Genomic DNA, 18,773 nt, shown 5'->3' with positions numbered 1-18,773 from the left:
CCAGCACGGATAGTGAATGAACGCATGTGGTTCCGCACACTCTATTGTTACAAGGAGGTGGAAATCACATGGCAAGCAACAACAGTAATCAACTACTAGTTCCTGGCGCAGAGCGGGCTCTTGAGCAAATGAAAGTTGAGATTGCTTCAGAATTCGGTGTTAATCTTGGCGCAGAAACTACTTCCCGTGCTAATGGTTCAGTCGGCGGAGAAATCACAAAGCGCCTAGTATCTATGGCCCAGCAACAAATCGGCGGCCGTCAATAACTTTAAATGAATAAAATGGCTAGAGGAAGCGGTAGTTGCCGCTTCCTCTTTACTTTCGCACCAAAAAGTTTTTCAATATTTATATCATTTTGTATAATGGGAGAAACGAGCTGAAGGAGGAGACGACATGAAACGTGAAGATTTGCTTGCCCCTGAACAGTACAACATCGTGAACGAAATGGAAAAACATGCGAAAGACCAAGAGAAACTCGCGATCATCTGGGAAGATGAGCAGGGAGAGAAAAAGCAATGTACATACGAGCAGCTGTTGCGCAGCGCCTGCAAGATCGGCAATGTTTTTAAAGAGGAGGGGCTTGATAAGGGGGATACCGTTCTTGTCATGCTGCCGCGTCTGATTGAAGCATATGAGGTATATACGGCTGCCTTGAAGCTCGGTTTGGTCGTCATTCCAAGTTCTGAAATGCTTAAGCCGCACGACTTGCAATACAGAATCAGCCATGGCGATGTCAAAGGGGTCATTTGCCATGCACCGTGTCTTGATCAATTTGACGGTGTTGAAAACATGGAAGGCGTTCGCAAGTTTGTCATCGGCGGGGAAAGAGACGGCTGGCTTCCGCTGAATGCCCTGATGGAAACGGCATCGGCTGATTTGGAGACAGCACAAACACTTCAGTCAGACACCGCTTTTTTATCCTATACGTCCGGGACGACTGGCAATCCAAAAGGGGTTGTCCATACCCATGGCTGGGGGTATGCCCATCTGCGAACAGCCGCGGCGAACTGGCTTTGCATCCGGGAAAGCGATATTGTTTGGGCGACTGCAGCTCCAGGCTGGCAAAAATGGATTTGGAGCCCTTTCCTATCTGTGCTCGGGACGGGGGCAACCGGTTTTGTTTACAATGGGAAATTCAATGCACAGAAATATTTGGAGTTATTGGAGCGTTATCAGGTAAACGTTCTATGCTGCACGCCGACAGAGTACCGGCTGATGGCGAAGGAGGAACGTCTTGGTGATTATGATCTATCGGGATTGCACAGTGCGGTGTCTGCGGGTGAGCCGCTGAACCGGGAAGTGATCGATACCTTTAAAAAGTTGTTTGACCTTAGTGTCAGAGATGGATATGGCCAGACAGAAAATACGCTTCTTGTCGGGATTACAAAGGAGATGGAGCTGAAGCCCGGGTCGATGGGCAAGCCAACGCCCGGCAACCGTGTCGAAATCATTGATGAACAAGGAAATCCCTGTGCTGCAGGAGAGGTCGGTGACATTGCCGTCCATAAGGACACACCGGCCCTTTTCAAACAGTATTACAAGGATCCGGAGCGGACAGCGATCCAGTTTCGCGGAGAGTATTATGTGACGGGGGACAGGGCGAGGAAGGATGAGGATGGTTATTTCTGGTTTGAAGGGCGGAGCGATGATATTATCATCAGCTCGGGATATACTATCGGCCCGTTCGAGGTTGAGGATGCTCTCGTCAAGCATCCGGCTGTCCAGGAATGTGCCGTTGTGGCAAGCCCCGATCCAGAGAGGGGCAGTGTCGTCAAGGCTTTCGTAGTTTTACGCCCTGAAGCATTCGAAGATCGGGAAGGGCTTGTCAAAAAGCTGCAGGATCACGTGAAGGAAATGACCGCCCCCTATAAATATCCGCGGAAAATCGAATTCGTCGATGAACTGCCGAAAACCATTTCAGGCAAGATCAGGCGGGTGGAGCTGCGCAAAATGGAGACGGGCCAAACTCAGCTGTAAAGAGGGGTGCAGATGAAAACAATCATTTCAAACGGGACCATTTATACGATGGAAAATGCAGGGGTGCGCGTAGAGGCAGTTGTCACAGAAGACGATCAAATTATTGCCTGCGGGTCTGCATCCGAAATGGAAAAACAGTTTGCAGGAGAAATTGAGGAAAGGATCGATTTGCAGGGGAGGACGATGTTTCCGGGATTTGTGGACAGTCACATGCATCTTGTCGGACACGGTGAATCCTTGCTGACTTTGTCACTCTCTAAAATGAAATCAAAAGACGAGCTTCTTGAAGCTGTAAGGAAGCAGGCGGAGATTATACCAGCCGGCGAATGGATCATCGGAGAAGGCTGGAATGAGAACGCATGGCCGGATTCATCTCCGCCGTCTGCCGTGGAACTGGACAAGGCAGCTCCTGCTCACCCTGTTATGCTAAAGCGCGTCTGCCGGCATGCGATCACGGTCAACACAAGAGCGCTCACTCTTGCAGGTATTACAGAAAGTACACAAAGCCCTCACGGTGGTGTAATCAGTCGTGATGCAAAAGGAAAGCTGGACGGCATTCTGAAGGATGAGGCCCAAAATCTGATTTATGAGCGGATGCCGCCAAAAGACGATACATATGTGGCAAGAGCCCTTGAAACGGCAATCCGAAGCTGTTGGAGCCTCGGGCTGACAGGCGGCCATACGGAAGACCTCAGCTATTATGGGAGCTGCCGGCAAGTGATCGATGCCTTTTCCCATGTAGTGGAGGAGAAGGGGCTCCCATTCCGGGCTCATCTGCTTATCCATCATAAAGTCCTTGATGACTGGGAGAAAGAAAGTCCGGAACACCGCCGCGGCACGAGCATGCTTGAATTCGGCGCTGTGAAAGTGTTCGTTGATGGTTCCCTTGGCAGCAGAACAGCGCTTCTAAGCAGGCCGTATGCCGATGACCCGTCTACATCGGGGCTAGCTGTTCATTCACAGGTAGAACTGAAGGCGATTGTTGTAAAAGCGAGGAGCAAGGGGATGGCGGTTGCCGCCCATTTAATAGGCGATCTCGCATTTGAGCGCTTCCTTGATGTGATTGAAGAACATCCGCCTCCAGCAGGGGAGCGGGACCGGCTGATCCATGGACAGATCCTCCGGCCTGAGCTGATTGAAAGGGCTGAAAGGCTGCCGGTTGTCGTCGATATCCAGCCTGCCTTCGTCCTATCCGACTTTCCTTGGGTAATCGACCGGATCGGCAAGGAAAAAATGACAGATAACTATGCTTGGAAAACGATGCTTGGAGCGGGACTGCACTGTGCAGGAGGATCGGATGCCCCGATTGAATCGGCAGATCCGCTTCTCGGCATCTATGCGGCTGTCACAAGAAAGAGGCAGGAAGATGGCGCCGTTTATATGCCGGAACAACGTCTTTCCATGTTCGAAGCCATCTCGCTTTATACGACAGGAAGCGCCTATGCGTCCGGCCACGAGCACGACAGGGGCATGATCAAGCCGGGCTTCACGGCTGATTTTACTGTTCTCAGTCATGATCCTTTTCAAATTAGGGAAGATGAGATCCTTCATGCATATCCCGTAATGGTCATCGTTGGCAGCAAAGTCGTCTACCAACATGACAGGATAACAACATAAAATAACTGTCAAATAAAAACCTGGCCCTGTCCCTTTAGCGGAAGAAAAGTGATTGAATGTTTCTTCCGCTTTCCTTTATAATGGACTAATATTTCGAGAATCTAAATAATAGGGGTAGTGCCATCATGGATACAAATGAAAAAGAAGGATTGTTTTTTGCTTTTTCGGCTTATTTGCTTTGGGGGATATTGCCGATCTATTGGAAGCTGCTCGGACATGTGCCGTCAGGAGAAGTACTGATGAACCGGATTTTTTGGTCATTCTTTTTCATGCTGCTGCTGCTCGCCGTGACCCGGAAGTTCCATCAATTCACGGGGAGCCTGAGACGGTTAAAAGAGCAGCCGAAGCAAGGTGCAGCCTTATTGCTTGCGTCGGTCCTGATCAGCCTGAATTGGTTTTTATTTATCTGGGCTGTCAACATGGAGAAGATGGTCGAGACGAGTCTCGGGTATTATATGAACCCGCTTGTCAGCGTCGTACTTGGCGTGGTCGTACTCAAAGAAAAGTTGGCCGCCGCCCAAATCTGGTCATTTTTGCTGGCCCTTGTCGGAGTTGGGATCATGACAGCGTCCTACGGTCAGTTTCCGTGGATTGCCTTCGGTCTTGCTTTTTCATTCGGGCTTTACGGCCTTGTGAAAAAAATGGTTCAAGTAGACTCTTCGGTAGGTCTCGCGCTTGAAACGATGGCGATCATGCCGGTTGCCCTTTTGTATATGGCAGTCCTCTTTTTCAAGAATGACAGTTCATTATTTTCCGGCTCGGCTGCTACGGATCTGGGGCTTATGGCATCCGGTGTTGTCACAGCTATCCCGCTGCTGTTTTTTGCAAAGGGAGTGCGCCATCTGCCTCTGAATGTGATGGGTTTCATGCAATATATTGCGCCTACCCTTATGCTCATTCTTGGTGTCTTTTTCTACCATGAGCCATTCAGCGGTGAGCAGCTCCTCGCTTTTGCTTTCATTTGGACTGCGCTGGCCATTTATACTTTTACCGCTTTTCGAAACAAACGGAAGCGGCTTTCGCAAGATAAAGTGAAGCTTAAGACGAAGGAATTGCACTAAGAACTCCTTATGTCGTGAAACGTACCCGGTGTTTGATCGTTGACAATTGTCCGGGCATTTTGCCATAATGAACGTACAATCGAATCAGGAATCCTTCGGGGCCGGGTGAAATTCCCGACCGGCGGTGATGAACTTTGTTCTAAGTCCGTGACCCGTATGCCTTATGGTTTGCGGTGGATCTGGTGAGAATCCGGAGCCGACAGTTAAAGTCTGGATGGGAGAAGGAGAATTGCGTTTTAAAGACGAACTTTTAAACGTTTATTTCGTGATGAGAATAATGATTTTATGCGGAAGCTTTGGTTACATCTGAGGCTTTCAGCTTGGCCGTGCCGGAAATGATTTGGCATCGGTGCAGTCATTTATCTTTCCAGCCCCGTACTTAATTGTGCGGGGCTTTGTTTGTTACTTAGGGAATAAATGAACGGGGAGGCATGCTTATTGCTTGCGGAAGATTATATGAAGATGGCCCTTCAGCTTGCTGAGGGTGTGGAGGGACAAACATCTCCAAACCCGCCCGTAGGCGCTGTCGTTGTCAAGAACGGCCGGATTCTCGGCTTTGGTGCTCACCTGGAAGCGGGAACGGCCCACGCGGAAGTCACTGCAATCAAGATGGCCGGGAAGGAAGCGGAAGGTGCAGACTTGTATGTTACGCTGGAACCATGCTCCCATACCGGAAAAACGCCGCCTTGCGCCGAACTGGTCATTGCATCTCGGCTGAAAAACGTGTGGGTGGCATGCCAAGATCCGAATCCGCTCGTCGCAGGCCGCGGAATCCAAGCGATCCGCCGGGCGGGCATCCATGTGGAGACAGGTATGTGTGAACAGGAAGCCCATAAATTGTATGAACCTTTTTTCCATTATATTCAATCAAAAACCCCCTATGTAACGATCAAATCTGCCGTGACGGCAGACGGAAAGACTGCGGCCTTTACCGGCTCAAGCAAATGGATTACGAGCAGCGAGGCTCTCTTTGATGTCCATAAAATGCGGCATCGGCATGACGCTATACTCGTCGGAATCCATACGATACTCCAAGATAACTCCCTTCTAACCACCAGATTGCCCCTAGGTGGAAAAAATCCCATTCGAATTGTGCTGGATACGCATTTGCGTATTCCGGAAAATGCAAATGTGCTGACCGATTCATCGGCCAGGACAATGATCGTCTGTGGGAAAAACGCATCCACAGAAAAGGAAAAAAGACTAAGGCAAAATAAGATCGAAATCCTCCGCCAGAAGACCGAGAGAATTGAACTGCGCCCGCTGCTTGAGGAGCTTGGTTCGCTTGGCATTATGACTCTGTTTGTTGAAGGGGGAGCCGAAGTGAACGCTTCTTTTTTGAAGGAGCATGCTTTCAATCGCCTCGTTTTGTACATTGCGCCAAAGATTATCGGAGGAAGGACCGCTCCTGGTCCTGTCGGCGGCGAAGGAATCGAAGAGATGGCCGATGCGTTTTTGCTCGATTTCATTGATGTTGAAAAAATCGGCCCGGATCTGAAGGTAACAGCGAAGCCTAAAAAGGAGCGTGAAGTTTGATTGTTTACTGGAATCATAGAGGAAATCGGCACGGTCGAAAAAATCGTGAAAGGCGCACAATCGCTGACGCTTACCATTGTGGCAGAACAAATCCTTGAAGACATGCGGACAGGAGACAGTATTGCGGTGAACGGTGTCTGCTTGACAGTGACCGGATTCACTGCCGGCCGTTTCAGCGCCGACGTGATGCCGGAAACCTTTCGTGGGACCTCGCTTGCTGGCCTAAAGTACGGATCTAGGGTGAACCTGGAGCGCGCAATGGCTGCTGGCGGCCGTTTCGGAGGCCATTTTGTGACGGGCCATGTTGATGGGACAGGAACAATCATAAAAAAGCATCAGCAGGATAATGCCCTATATATGACGATTTCCATCCCGGGGGAATTTTCACCGTATTTGACTGGAAAGGGCTCTGTTGCCGTCGATGGAACTTCGCTCACTGTTTTCGGAACAGACGACGATTGCTTTACGGTCGCACTCATCCCCCATACGCAAAAAGGGACGGTTTTAGCAGAAAAGAATATCGGAGACAGTGTGAACGTTGAATGCGACATGATCGCAAAAACAATTTGGCGAATGGCTGAAAAAGAAGAGTCAAAGGGCGGTGGCATAACAGAAGCATTGCTGCGCAGCAGCGGATTTCTTGATTGATAAAGAAATGGAGGGAAGACGATGTTTGATTCGATTGAAGAAGCACTTGAGGATCTGGCGGAAGGAAAAGTTGTTATCGTTGTCGACGATGAGAATCGCGAGAACGAAGGGGACTTTATCGGTCTTGCCGATAAAGTGACCCCGGAGATGGTCAATTTTATGGCGAAAGAGGGCCGTGGATTAATCTGTGTGCCGATCATAGGCGAGAGAGCGGCACAATTTGGGCTTAAAATGATGGCGGAAAGGAACAGCGATCCTCACCAAACCGCCTTTACGGTCTCTGTCGACCACTCAACAACCTCGACAGGCATCAGCGCTTTTGAGCGGGCCAGAACGATTGAAGAACTCATGAATGATGAAGCGAAAAGCGAAGATTTCAAGCAGCCGGGACATGTATTCCCACTCATTGCTAAAGAGGGCGGGGTTCTGGAAAGGGCCGGCCATACGGAAGCGGCAGTTGATCTAGCCAAAATGGCAGGTGCGAAGCCTGCAGGTGTCATCTGCGAAATTTTGAACGAGGATGGAACGATGGCTAGAGTTCCGCAGCTTCGGAAGATTGCCGACCGCTTTCGTTTGAAGATGATTACGATTGAGGCGCTCATAGACTATCGAAAGAAATCGGAAACGACGGTAAGCCGGGAAGCGGAGATTGAATTGCCTACAGCATACGGGCATTTCCGTGCGATCGGCTATACCGACAATCTAACAAGAAAAGAGCACATTGCCATTATTAAAGGAGATTTGTCTACATCTGAGCCAGTATTGCTGCGCGTCCATTCAGAATGCCTGACTGGAGACGCATTCGGCTCTTTCCGCTGTGACTGCGGTCCGCAGCTGGAGGCTGCCCTCAGGCAGATCGAAGAGCATGGAAGGGGCGTCCTTCTCTACATGAGACAAGAAGGCCGCGGCATCGGACTGATCAATAAATTGAAGGCTTATAAGCTGCAGGAGGAAGGGTTCGACACCGTCGAGGCGAATCAACGGCTCGGTTTTCCGGCGGATCTGCGGGACTATCATGCCAGCGCAGCAATCATCAAGGATCTCGGCATCACTTCCGTCAAGCTGATGACGAATAATCCGCGGAAAATCGCAGGCTTAGAGGGCCATGATGTGAATGTGGCAGAAAGGGTGCCCATCCAAATGCCTTCTAAGGACGAAAATAAAGCATATTTAAAAACAAAAGCCGAGAAGCTCGGCCATCTTATTAGAATCTAGGAGGAGAATGATGAAAACTATCTATGAAGGTAACTTGGTTGGATCAGGACTGAAGATTGGAATTGTTGTTGCGAGATTCAATGAATTCATTACGGGAAAACTGTTGAGTGGAGCGGAGGATGCTCTAAGAAGGCACGGCGTTGAGGAGGACTTTATCGAGGTAGCATGGGTGCCCGGTGCATTTGAAATACCTCTCGTCGCGGAAAGAATGGCAGCCTCGAAGAAATACGATGCCGTCATCACCCTCGGCACAGTCATCCGCGGCTCGACTCCCCATTTTGAATACGTGAGCAGCGAGACGGCGAAAGGAGTGGCCCAGGCAGGAATGAAATCGGGTGTTCCGGTTATATTCGGGGTCCTTACGACAGAATCAATAGAACAAGCAATTGAACGTGCAGGAACGAAAGCCGGGAACAAAGGATGGGATGCGGCTGTTTCCGCCATCGAAATGGCGAATCTGATGCGTACGTTCGGGTAAACGATTCAGCATCGAGAGGCGTGCTTATATGGAAAAAAAGAAAGCCCCGGGACCCGTCATGAAGACGGAGCCCGAGGCTTTTTCTTGTTTTACAAGAACGAACGTTTTACTTTTTCCCAGAAGGAGTTGTCTTTCAGCTTGACGGTTTTGATCCGTTTTTCGCTTAATTCGACTTTGATTTCATCAACCTGCTGAATGCTGAGCGCTTCGTTGTCCATCCCCATGATAGGGAAGTCGTTGCCGTCTGGAGCCACTTTCAGCTCCAGAGTACGGTCTCCGCTCAGGATGAAGGAAGAACCAAGCGTACGATAGCGGTTGTTGTTCATCGAAGCAAGCTCGCTTACCTGCATACAAGGCAGCAGTGGATCGACAACTGCGCCGAGGGTTGATTTATTATAGCCGGTGCTTCCTGTCGGGGTGGAAATGACAAGCCCGTCACCGCGAACCGTTTCAAAATGAAGGCCATCGATGAACAAGTCCATTACAAGTGTCCGGATAATTCCTGAACGAATCGTGAACTCATTCAGGCAATAGAAGGAACCTTCCTGGTCAACATCGACTTTTATGACAGGATATCTTCTTACTTCAATCTGATCCTGAGTCATCGCATCGATCATGTCATGAAGATTTTCCAAGTGGAAGTCGCAGTACATGCCTAGTACTGTATCGGAAGAAATGCCGGCATACAGGCAATCTTCACGGAAGCCGGTTTTTCTTACTGCTTGGAGAAATGTGCCGTCTCCACCGATGCTGACAATGATATTCGCATCTTTATGGTCGTCAACAATGCTGAAATCATACCGCTCTGCAGATTCATATAAATTGGCGATCTGTTTTTCTGATACCGGATCTTCCTTATGAAAAAAGTAAATATTATTTCTTTTATCCATGTTTATCATCCTTCCTTATAGGCTGCTTTTATCTTTATTCCCCGCTTTAGGGGACGTTATGTATTCGAACGAAATCGGATTCCTCTTCTTTTCGCTCAGCACCCTTCCACAGTGTATCATGTTTTTGAAACTTATTTCCAGACTGATGCGTATAGACAAGTGGAAGAGAAGGAGGAGGTATGGAAATGAATGCGAAACGATGGGGAGCTTTGGGTGTCGCAGCGATAGTTGTCTTTGCTTCGTTGATGATCAACATGGCTAGCTCCCTTATTTCCGGTGAAATGAAGAAGACAATCGGCATGACTGGCCCTTTTGCAGAAGAAGTGGTCGAGGCCGGCAATCCTGCCAGGAAAATCGTAGTGCTGGAAGTGAATGGGGTCATCCAGGAGATGGAGCCATCCCTATTTTCATCAGAAAGCTATGTACATAAGGATTTTATGAAAAAATTGAATATGGCAAAGGATGATAAAACGGTTGCGGGTATCGTACTCCGAGTGAATTCCCCGGGCGGCGGGACAAACGAGTCTGCTGAAATTCATCAAAAACTTGTGCAGATCAGGGAAGAAACGAAGAAGCCCGTATACATCTCAATGGGAGCGATGGCAGCTTCCGGCGGTTACTATATTTCCGCACCTGCCGAAAAAATTTACGCCAGTCCAGAAACATTGACAGGGTCGCTCGGCGTTATCATGCAAAGCGTCAATGTGAGTGGGTTAGCCGAGAAATACGGTGTTGATTTCATGACGATCAAGAGCGGCCCATACAAGGATATCATGAGTCCGTATCGGGAGATGACCGATAGTGAAAAGGAAATTCTCCAGTCGATGCTGAAAAACTCCTATGACGAATTCGTGAGAGTTATATCTGAAGGAAGAAATATGCCGGAAAGCAAGGTCCGTGAACTGGCGGACGGCAGAATTTATGATGGCCGGCAGGCGAAGGACAATGGACTGATCGACGGGTTCGGTTACCAGGAAGATGTGATCGACGCATTAAAAAAGGATCATAAGCTAGAAGGAGCGCAAGTGGTCAAGTATTCATCGGCCAGCTTCGGTTTCGGGTCACTATTCGGCGCTGCAGCCCAGAAACTAAGCGGAAAGCAGGCTGAAATGTCCGGAGTGCTTGAAATGCTGACAAACGCAAATTCGCCTAGACTTATGTATTTATACACCGAATAGGAGGGAAAGGGATGAATATGGAAATAGAACAGCCCTCTTTCCGCTATGCCGGCTTTTGGATGAGGTTCTGGGCGTATTTGCTCGACCTGATTATAGTCATGAGCTTAAACGCAATGATTGTGAAGCCGATTTTTCGCGCCTCGGGACTGTCGTTGAACCAGTCAGGTTTTATTACCCCGTACGGTCTGGCTGCAGGTCTTGTTTTTTACCTGTATTTCATCTTGATGACGAAATACTTTGGCCAGACGCTCGGAAAGATGGTTTTCGGCCTAAGGGTCGCACCGCTTAAGGAGGAAAAGCTTTCCTGGGCGACAGTCATCTTTCGGGAGGGGATCGGCAGATATATAAGTGCCACAATCTCTCTCTTGTATATTGTCGTTGCATTCACGCCAAAAAAACAGGGCGTCCACGACCTGTTTGCTGATACGACAGTCGTTCACGACAATGGGAAAAGATTGAGAGCTGCCCATATGTAACAAGGACCCGTTTCTATGGGAACCAGGGTTAGACTGTAGACAAAAGGGTTGGAAATCGATGATTTCCAACCCTTTTCTTATTGCTGGCGTTTTCTATGTTAAAGATACACTTCCGAAATTTCACATTGCTTGACTATAGTCATGTGAGGTAATCATCAAAGGAAGAGAACTCCTTATTGAACAAAAACCTTAGCGTTACGAAATCAAAATAGGAAAAAATATAAATTTGCTTTTTTATAAATTTCGTAATCGTGATAAACTGATACGAGCGTAAACTTAATCAAACAGAGGTGTGAAATGGCTTTTATCGGAATTGTTACTCTTATCTTATTCATTCTTTTCTTGGCTTGTTATTTAAAGGATCCTAGAAAAATTATTAATGGATTTCTGTTTAACCTGTTTGTTTGTTCATTACTAGTCTTTTGTGGCTATGTAGGATTCAGCTCAAATATTATGTTTCTCAAGATAATCGCTCTAATTCCGACTCTTTTATTTCTGCTTTTTATCTCAGCGTTTGGACTAGTGGCTCTAGCTATAGGATTTTTTTTAAATGGCCGAGTCCTGATGAAAAAAGAAAGCCGGCGTCTGGCCAACAGTTTAACATTTATTATGGGTATATTTCTTCTGTTATTAGTACTCTTCCGCATTGTGAACATCAGACAATTTCTACCTGATTTTACTGAACCTTTATATGTCAGCGCTGACTTATTAATCGTATATTTCTTCTTGCACTTAACCAATTTTTTAACTGCCTATTTCTTATATCAATTTAATAAGCCGAAATTTAACCAAGACTTTATCATCGTGCTCGGCAGTGGGTTAATTAACGATAAAGTCCCGCCGCTTTTGGCCAGTCGAATTAATAAGGCGATTGATTTTTATCGGAAGCAAGCAGCTGCCGCTTTTCCGCCTAAAATAATTTTCTCAGGCGGGCAAGGGCCCGATGAAAACGTCCCAGAAGCGGAAGCCATGCGGAAGTATGCTGTAGAGAAAGGAATTCCTTTGGAGCACACATTAACAGAAACTCGTTCAGTTAATACCTTCCAGAATATGCTTTATTCAAAGCAACTCATGGATTCAGTGAGATGGTAAATATAACAGCATATTTACGACAAACAATTTCCATCTATTCAGAGCCAGCTTATATGCAAAAAAGGCAGGCTTAAAAAGCCAAGGCATTGGCTCGAAAACTGTCTTCTATTATTGGCTGAATGCTATGATACGCGAATATATCGCCATCATTGTGATGCAGCGGAAACGCCATACCATTGTCGTTGGGGGCGTTTTAGGATTAAGCATCCTTCTATACCTTGTTTCACTTATATCTACTTAACCAAGAGGACACGAGGCTATTGATTTAATTGATTAACCTCCTTTTTACCCCGGCATTAAAGCGTGCATCTTATTTAATAGAGTTGGCTATATTCTTTGGTCCCCATACCCATAAATTTGCTCTAAACCCGCTTCGTAAAGAAGCGGGTTTATTTTAATTGATGATGGAAAAGCTGGATAGCGGAGGGATGTTCATGAAGTTCCTTGCCATTTTGCTTATCGTCCTGCTCATAGGGGCGGTATGCCTACTGTTCACGAAGATAACAATAACCGTTACTGCCCAGATCGATGAAGTTGCCCAGTATGCCGATTGGACAGTGAAGGCCGTGTTTGGCATCCTTTCAATAAAAAGACGGATGGATCTGGATATGCTGTTGCAAAAGGCACGGAGCGATAAGCCTGCGCCTTCCGCTGGCAGGATGAGCCTGAAACAATATGCGGGAGTGGGGCCGGAGCTTAGAAGAATGGCCAGAAAAGTGACAATCCGTTCATTCACATGGAGGACTAGCATTGGGCTTGGCGACGCTGCCGATACGGCAATAGCTTACGGCAGCCTGTGGACAGTGAAAGCAGGTATCATATCTCTTATGGAAAGTGCGATGTCCATGAAGAAAAAACAGGTCGAAATTGAGCCCGATTTCCAAAGGATGATGCTGAAAACCCGCCTCAAATGTATGATGGACATCCGGGCCGGAAATGCTATCCTGGAGGCTTTTAGGATATATAGGAAAATGAAAAGGAATTCGGTTCATTCCGTGAATGAAGACAGGAGGAGCGTACATGGCGGAGCATCCCATTAAAGATTTAATGACAACGGCAATGGAAAATTTGAAGCAAATGATAGATGTAAATACAATCATCGGGGATCCTGTGGAAACCCCTGATGGCGGAATCGTACTTACGGTGTCCAAAGTAGGCTTCGGCTTTGCGGCAGGTGGCAGTGAATTTACCGGAGGAGGCTCCTCGGACAGCCAGAGCGGGAGCAGCCTGCCATTCGGCGGGGGAAGCGGGGGCGGCGTCTCCATCACACCAATCGCTTTTCTCGTTATCAATAAAGACGGCGTCCAAATGCTGCATCTCCAGCAAAAACCTCAATTTATGGAAAGACTGCTCGAAATCGCACCGATGGCAGCCGAAAAAATCCAACAAATCATGAACGAATCCGGCCAAAGCAAAAACAGCCAGCAACAAAAAAACAAAGACAGCAACAGCAACTCCTCCAAACAAAGCGACAACAAAGAACAAAAACAAAACAGCGATAAAGAAGACGAGAACAAAGAAAAAAATAGCGACAACAAAAACAGCGACCAAAACACCGAAAACAAAGACAGCAAAGACGAAGAAAAAGACAAGAAAAAAAGCGAACTAGACTTTGATATCTAAAGAAAAGCGGAGGCGCCTTGCTCAGCTGCGACAAGCATAAGACGAAGCTGGAAAAAGGCGCTTTCCAGCCTTTCTCCAGCTTTGGCTTATGACCTCGAGCAGCTGGGCGCCGGAGCTGGACAAAGAAAAGCGGAGGCGCCTGTTCATCGGCGTACAAACTGGAGGGAAGCCAACGAGATAAAGGAAACACGACGACGCAGGAGTCGATGTTGACTTATCGTAGGCGGCTGCCCGAAGTTTGCCAGCCGATAGGCGCCGGAGCTGGACAAAGAAATGCGGAGGCGATTGATCAGGGGCGACAAGCGCTGGAGAAAAAGCACGGGTGGGTGATGTCCAACCCACCTGTGCTTTTTCGAAGCGACCTCGAGCAGCTAGGCGCCGGAGCTGGACAAAGAAAAGCGGAGGCGCCTGTCCATCGGCATACAAACTGGAGGGAAGCCAACGAGATCGACAAGCGCTGGAGAAAAGCACAGGTGGGTGATGTCCAACCCACCCGTGCTTTTTCGAAGCGACCTCAAGCGCTTTTTGCTTGCAACCATGGAAATTTTCGACAATGATAGAGACAGACTCAACTGAAGGAGGAATAAACAATGGCAAAGGTAACATTCAAGGGAAGTCCGATTACGCTGCTTGGCAATGAAGTAAAGGTTGGTGACCAGGCACCTGATTTCACAGTACTCGCAAATGATCTTTCAGAAGTGAAATTCGGCGATTTTGAGAAAAATGTGAGAATCATCAGTGTTGTGCCGTCTGTCGACACAGGTGTTTGCGCTGCTCAGACAAAGCGCTTCAATGAGGAAGCAGCCAATTTGAATGCGCAAGTGATCACTATTTCTGCTGACCTGCCATTCGCCCAGGCGAGATGGGCACAGGAGAATGGACTAACAGCAGCAAAAATCTTTTCCGACTACCGCGACCTATCCTTCGGCGAAGCTTATGGTACGGTGATGCAGGAACTCCGCCTGCTGGCAAGAAGTGTGTTCGTCATCGATAGCAGCGACAAAGTGGTCTATGTAGAATATGTAAGCGAAGGAACGAATCATCCGCAGTACGATGATGCTATCGACGCGGCAAAATCTGCTAAGTAATTATTTCCGTGTTTTTGCAGCGAATCTGATATACTTGTAACCCTGAGTGTCTGTGCACTTGGGGTTTTCGCTTGTATGCCCGGAATTTTGCCGGAATGGCGTTTTTCTTGTTTCACTGCCGGTTGGAGGGATAAAATAGGAGTACAAAGAAGTGGCGCGGTTCAACCGGACACTTTTTTGCAGGCTGGCAGAGTACAGTTGAGTCTGGACAGGAGGACTAAGCATGAAATTGGCGCCGATAGAAGTTTTATTTAACGTTATCGACCAAACCGCAGGCATTTTGCAGGAAGAGCTGTCTTGTACATATTTGGATGCAATCGCCGAGACAGGGGAAAATCTGTTTCAGCAGGCGGTTTTACAGGAAGATATGAATGAAGTTGCGAAAAAGCGGCTGATGAAAAAATACAGTGAAATCCATCTTGGAACTTATACAAAAGAGGATATCCGGAAAGCCTATCAATTGGCGATTTTAAAAGGGATGAAAGGCAATGTTCAGCCCAATCACCAAATGACTCCGGATACGATCGGTTACATGATCAGTTATCTTGCCGGAAAGTTTTTAGAAGACCGGCAGCGCCTATCTATTCTAGATCCGGCCGCCGGAACAGCGAATTTGCTGTGCACGATTTTGAACAGGCTGGAGGACAAGGTAATATCCGCGTTCGGCGTAGAGGTGGATGAGGTGCTAATCCGCCTTGCGTATGTCGGTGCGAATCTCCAAGAGCAGCCGATCGAGTTTTATCATCAGGATGCACTGGAACCGCTCTTCATCGATCCGGTTGACGCCGTCTTTTGCGATCTGCCGGTAGGCTATTATCCGGACGATGTACAAGCATCCGGGTATGAGCTGAAGAGGGACAGCGGACATTCCTACGCACATCATCTTTTCATCGAACAAAGCATCCGCCATACAGCGCCCGGGGGATATCTCTTCTTCCTCATCCCTAATGGTCTTTTTGAAAGCGAAGAGGCACCGAAGCTTCAGGCGTTCCTGAAAAAACATGTTCATATCCAGGGGATCATTCAGCTTCCGCTATCCACATTTGCCAATGAGGATGCTGCGAAAAGCATTATGATCTTGCAGAAACAGAATGAAGGCATCAAGCCGCCGAAAGAAGTGCTTTTGGCGACGCTCCCTAAGCTGTCCAATAAAGAGTCATTGGACAAAATGATTCGCAAAATGGATCAGTGGTTCACAGAAAATAAACAACATCAAGAGGAGGGTCTTGATTGGTAAAAATCATGGCAGTAAACGCAGGCAGTTCATCGTTGAAATTTCAACTTATCGTGATGCCGGAAGAACAAGAAATTGCAAAAGGACTTATTGAAAGAATCGGTTTAAAGGATTCTGTGTTTTCGATTTCATTTAATGGGAAACGTCACAAAGAAACTCTCGACATCCCGAATCACAGTGTGGCAGTAGAGATTCTCCTGGACAGACTTGTCTCACTCGGAGTCATTTCCTCACTTCAAGATATTCAAGGAGTTGGTCATAGGGTTGTCCATGGCGGTGAAGTTTTCCGTGACTCCGCCCTTGTAGATGATGAAGCGCTGGCAAATATTGAAAAGCTGTCGGAGCTTGCACCGCTTCATAATCCGGCCAATGCGACAGGAATCAAGGCATTTAGAGAGATTCTTCCCGACGTTCCGGAAGTGGCTGTCTTCGATACGGCTTTCCATCAGACGATGCCGGAAAACTCCTTTTTATACAGTTTGCCGTATGAATACTACAAAAAGTACGGAATCCGTAAATATGGCTTCCATGGCACTTCCCATAAATATGTATCCGAGCGTGCGGCAGAATTGCTGGAACGGCCTTTATCCCAGCTCCGTCTCATCTCCTGTCACCTTGGGAACGGTGCGAGCATCGCCGCCATTAAAGGTGGAAAGTCGATTGATACTTCGATGGGATTCACTCCGCTTGCAGGTGTCACGATGGGGACTCGTTCAGGGAACCTGGATCCGGCCCTGATTCCGTATATTATGGAGAAAACCGGAAAAACAGCGGAAGAAGTGCTTGATGTGCTTAACAAGGAATCAGGCATGCTCGGCGTATCAGGCTTCTCCAGCGATCTGCGTGACATTGAAATGGAAGCCGCTAACGGAAGCGAACGAGCTGAATTGGCACTGGATATTTTCGCAGACCGGATTCATAAATATCTCGGTTCTTATGCGGCGAGAATGTCAGGCGTCGATGCCATCATTTTCACAGCAGGAATTGGGGAAAACAGCCAGGAAATCCGGGCAAAAGTCTTAAAAGGGCTTCAATTCATGGGTGTTTATTGGGATCCTGATTTGAACAAGATCCGTGGAAAAGAGACATTTATCAGTCACCCGCATTCACCTGTTAAAGTAATGGTTATTCCGACAAACGAGGAAATCATGATTGCAAGAGACGTAATGAGACTGTCACCCGGCTTGAACGGTTAATAAATTGGAGGGGGAGAGGCAAATGGCGACGAAGCGGGATGAAAAGCTTTTGGACGAGCTGCAAGAATGGCGGCAGACATTATTCGAATATGAAGCGAATGATTTTCAAAACACATACGACAAATGGCTCGATGGGTTGATGCGCATGCTGCCGGAAAGGCTGCAGAACGACATTTTTGAAAAAGTGGACAGCTGGCTCTTTCATCTTAACTCGCTTTTGCGCGGCTCCCAGCTTCAAAGTGAGGCAGAGGAGCGGATATTGCAGCTGGCTCGCTCAATGAAGGAGGGGGTTGACTCCCTATCTGATTTGCAGAAGCTGCCGGTTGATCAGCTCACTTATATTGCCGAACAGCAAGCGGCCAGACACCGATTGTACTCACTCGTGCAAGGCGGTATGTCGGGTTCCGGCAAAGGGCTGCTCGTAACGAGTGATTTGCTTGCAGTACTGGTCATCAATCTCCGTGTCACCCAGCTGATCGCCATGTCTTTCGGCCATAATGTTCAATCTCCGGCAGGGCTTGTTGAGACAGTAAAAGTGTTTAATACAGCCATCATGCCGGATCGCTTGAAGATGTTTGGCTGGGAAGATTTGATGGATGATCTGCAAAAAGGGGATCAAGCCTTTTATTTTGATACTCCAGAGCGGGTAACAGATCAGACTTGCATCGATGAAGCCTTGAAGCAGCTCTTAAAAATCAGTCTGATCCTTATGCTTTCAAAAAAGTCATCGTCTAACATTCCGTTCCTTTCGGTTGCAGTAGGGGCTGGCGTAAATTATAGTACAACACGGAAGGTGACGAATTTTGCGCTGAAATATTATCAATATAAGTATTTGCTCGCGAAAAACGGAGATTTGTCTTGAGCGCAGAGGAGCATAAGCGGAATGCGCCTGAGAAGATCGGCTGTGCTGTAATTACAGTTTCGGATACGCGGGATGAACAGACGGACAAGAGCGGCCGGCTGATCTGTGAGCTTTTAGAAGCGGCAGGTCATCGGACAGCCGACCGTCAAATCGTCAAAGACGACAGCATTGCCATTGAAACATCTGTCATGCGCGTCATTTCGAATCCCGATATCCAGCTTGTACTGCTTACCGGAGGAACAGGGATATCACCAAGAGACGTAACGATCGAGACGATAGCCCCCCATTTTGAAAAAGAGCTTGTTGGTTTTGGAGAACTTTTCCGCATGCTTAGTTATTCGGAGGATATCGGATCTGCCGCTATGCTTTCGAGAGCAACGGCAGGAATCTGCCGGGAGAAGGCGATTTTCGTCATGCCGGGTTCTTCTGGTGCAGTCAAGCTGGCAATGACAAAACTGATCTTGCCAGAGATCGGTCATATCGTAAAGCAATTGCATAAGGAATAGAAGAAGAGAACGCGTAGATGCGATAAGGGCATCTGCGCGTTTTTTTGTATCTCATTCTTCCTTTGTTTAATACGTTGTAGAGAACGATTTGGAGGG

At 47.8% G+C, this 18,773-nt stretch carries 18 protein-coding genes, 1 pseudogene and 1 riboswitch; of the genes and pseudogenes, 18 read left to right on the top strand and 1 reads right to left on the bottom strand.

Going from position 1 to position 18,773, the window contains the following annotated elements:
* The first annotated feature begins 68 nt into the window (after positions 1–68).
* From AC0TWI_RS21370 to ribH, 8 genes are all read left to right on the top strand, one after another.
* Complete coding sequence (locus AC0TWI_RS21370) at positions 69–266, top strand: alpha/beta-type small acid-soluble spore protein (protein WP_488128359.1); 198 nt, start codon at positions 69–71, stop codon at positions 264–266.
* Positions 267–393: 127 nt separating this feature from the next.
* Positions 394–1,977, top strand: a complete 1,584-nt coding sequence (mbcS, locus tag AC0TWI_RS21365; RefSeq protein ID WP_488128358.1) for an acyl-CoA synthetase MbcS — start codon at positions 394–396, stop codon at positions 1,975–1,977.
* A gap of 12 nt (positions 1,978–1,989) precedes the next feature.
* Positions 1,990–3,594: an amidohydrolase gene (locus tag AC0TWI_RS21360; protein ID WP_488128357.1), complete on the top strand. Its 1,605-nt coding sequence runs from the start codon at positions 1,990–1,992 to the stop codon at positions 3,592–3,594.
* Between the two features lie 125 nt (positions 3,595–3,719).
* Positions 3,720–4,655, top strand: coding sequence for an EamA family transporter RarD (gene rarD, locus AC0TWI_RS21355; protein ID WP_488128356.1), 936 nt, complete (start codon positions 3,720–3,722; stop codon positions 4,653–4,655).
* An 87-nt stretch (positions 4,656–4,742) separates the two neighbouring features.
* A riboswitch (FMN riboswitch) is annotated at positions 4,743–4,885 on the top strand.
* A 208-nt stretch (positions 4,886–5,093) separates the two neighbouring features.
* Positions 5,094–6,191: a bifunctional diaminohydroxyphosphoribosylaminopyrimidine deaminase/5-amino-6-(5-phosphoribosylamino)uracil reductase RibD gene (gene ribD / locus AC0TWI_RS21350; protein WP_488128355.1), complete on the top strand. Its 1,098-nt coding sequence runs from the start codon at positions 5,094–5,096 to the stop codon at positions 6,189–6,191.
* Complete coding sequence (gene ribE, locus AC0TWI_RS21345) at positions 6,192–6,839, top strand: riboflavin synthase (RefSeq protein ID WP_488128354.1); 648 nt, start codon at positions 6,192–6,194, stop codon at positions 6,837–6,839.
* A gap of 21 nt (positions 6,840–6,860) precedes the next feature.
* Positions 6,861–8,054 (top strand): bifunctional 3,4-dihydroxy-2-butanone-4-phosphate synthase/GTP cyclohydrolase II, encoded by a 1,194-nt coding sequence (locus tag AC0TWI_RS21340; protein ID WP_488128353.1) that lies wholly within the window; start codon positions 6,861–6,863, stop codon positions 8,052–8,054.
* A gap of 10 nt (positions 8,055–8,064) precedes the next feature.
* Positions 8,065–8,532 (top strand): 6,7-dimethyl-8-ribityllumazine synthase, encoded by a 468-nt coding sequence (gene ribH / locus AC0TWI_RS21335; protein ID WP_488128352.1) that lies wholly within the window; start codon positions 8,065–8,067, stop codon positions 8,530–8,532.
* A gap of 89 nt (positions 8,533–8,621) precedes the next feature.
* On the opposite strand, the gene AC0TWI_RS21330 is transcribed toward ribH, so the two are convergent.
* Positions 8,622–9,422: an NAD kinase gene (locus AC0TWI_RS21330; RefSeq protein WP_488128351.1), complete on the bottom strand. Its 801-nt coding sequence runs from the start codon at positions 9,420–9,422 to the stop codon at positions 8,622–8,624.
* 185 nt (positions 9,423–9,607) lie between these two features.
* On the opposite strand from AC0TWI_RS21330, the gene sppA reads away from it, so the two are divergent.
* The 10 genes and pseudogenes from sppA (at position 9,608) to AC0TWI_RS21280 (ending at position 18,677) form a co-directional block, all read left to right on the top strand.
* Entirely contained in the window at positions 9,608–10,600 is a 993-nt protein-coding gene (gene sppA, locus AC0TWI_RS21325) for a signal peptide peptidase SppA (protein ID WP_488128350.1), read from the top strand.
* 11 nt (positions 10,601–10,611) lie between these two features.
* Entirely contained in the window at positions 10,612–11,076 is a 465-nt protein-coding gene (locus AC0TWI_RS21320) for an RDD family protein (RefSeq protein ID WP_488128349.1), read from the top strand.
* Between the two features lie 297 nt (positions 11,077–11,373).
* A pseudogene (locus AC0TWI_RS21315) lies at positions 11,374–12,409 on the top strand (YdcF family protein).
* A 160-nt stretch (positions 12,410–12,569) separates the two neighbouring features.
* Positions 12,570–13,208, top strand: a complete 639-nt coding sequence (locus AC0TWI_RS21310; protein WP_488128435.1) for a DUF2953 domain-containing protein — start codon at positions 12,570–12,572, stop codon at positions 13,206–13,208.
* On the top strand, positions 13,189–13,791 hold the full coding sequence (gene ytfJ / locus AC0TWI_RS21305; protein ID WP_488128348.1) for a GerW family sporulation protein: 603 nt from the start codon (positions 13,189–13,191) through the stop codon (positions 13,789–13,791). Before AC0TWI_RS21310 ends, ytfJ begins: the two co-directional genes overlap by 20 nt.
* A 590-nt stretch (positions 13,792–14,381) precedes the next feature.
* Positions 14,382–14,879, top strand: a complete 498-nt coding sequence (tpx, locus tag AC0TWI_RS21300) for a thiol peroxidase (RefSeq protein ID WP_488128347.1) — start codon at positions 14,382–14,384, stop codon at positions 14,877–14,879.
* 223 nt (positions 14,880–15,102) lie between these two features.
* Positions 15,103–16,116, top strand: coding sequence for a class I SAM-dependent methyltransferase (locus AC0TWI_RS21295; RefSeq protein ID WP_488128346.1), 1,014 nt, complete (start codon positions 15,103–15,105; stop codon positions 16,114–16,116).
* A complete protein-coding gene (locus AC0TWI_RS21290; protein WP_488128345.1) occupies positions 16,110–17,309 on the top strand; it encodes an acetate kinase in 1,200 nt (399 codons plus the stop codon). Before AC0TWI_RS21295 ends, AC0TWI_RS21290 begins: the two co-directional genes overlap by 7 nt.
* 22 nt (positions 17,310–17,331) lie before the next feature.
* The gene (locus AC0TWI_RS21285; RefSeq protein ID WP_488128344.1) at positions 17,332–18,171 is read left to right on the top strand and encodes an EcsC family protein; all 840 of its coding nucleotides are present in this window, start codon (positions 17,332–17,334) and stop codon (positions 18,169–18,171) included.
* A complete protein-coding gene (locus AC0TWI_RS21280; protein ID WP_488128343.1) occupies positions 18,168–18,677 on the top strand; it encodes a MogA/MoaB family molybdenum cofactor biosynthesis protein in 510 nt (169 codons plus the stop codon). The genes AC0TWI_RS21285 and AC0TWI_RS21280 overlap by 4 nt, the downstream gene beginning before the upstream one ends.
* Positions 18,678–18,773 lie beyond the last annotated feature (96 nt).

This window comes from Lederbergia sp. B243.17 (assembly GCF_057657925.1).
The sequence above is the reverse complement of the archived record's forward strand: the minus strand, read 5'-3'. Positions and strand labels throughout refer to the sequence as shown.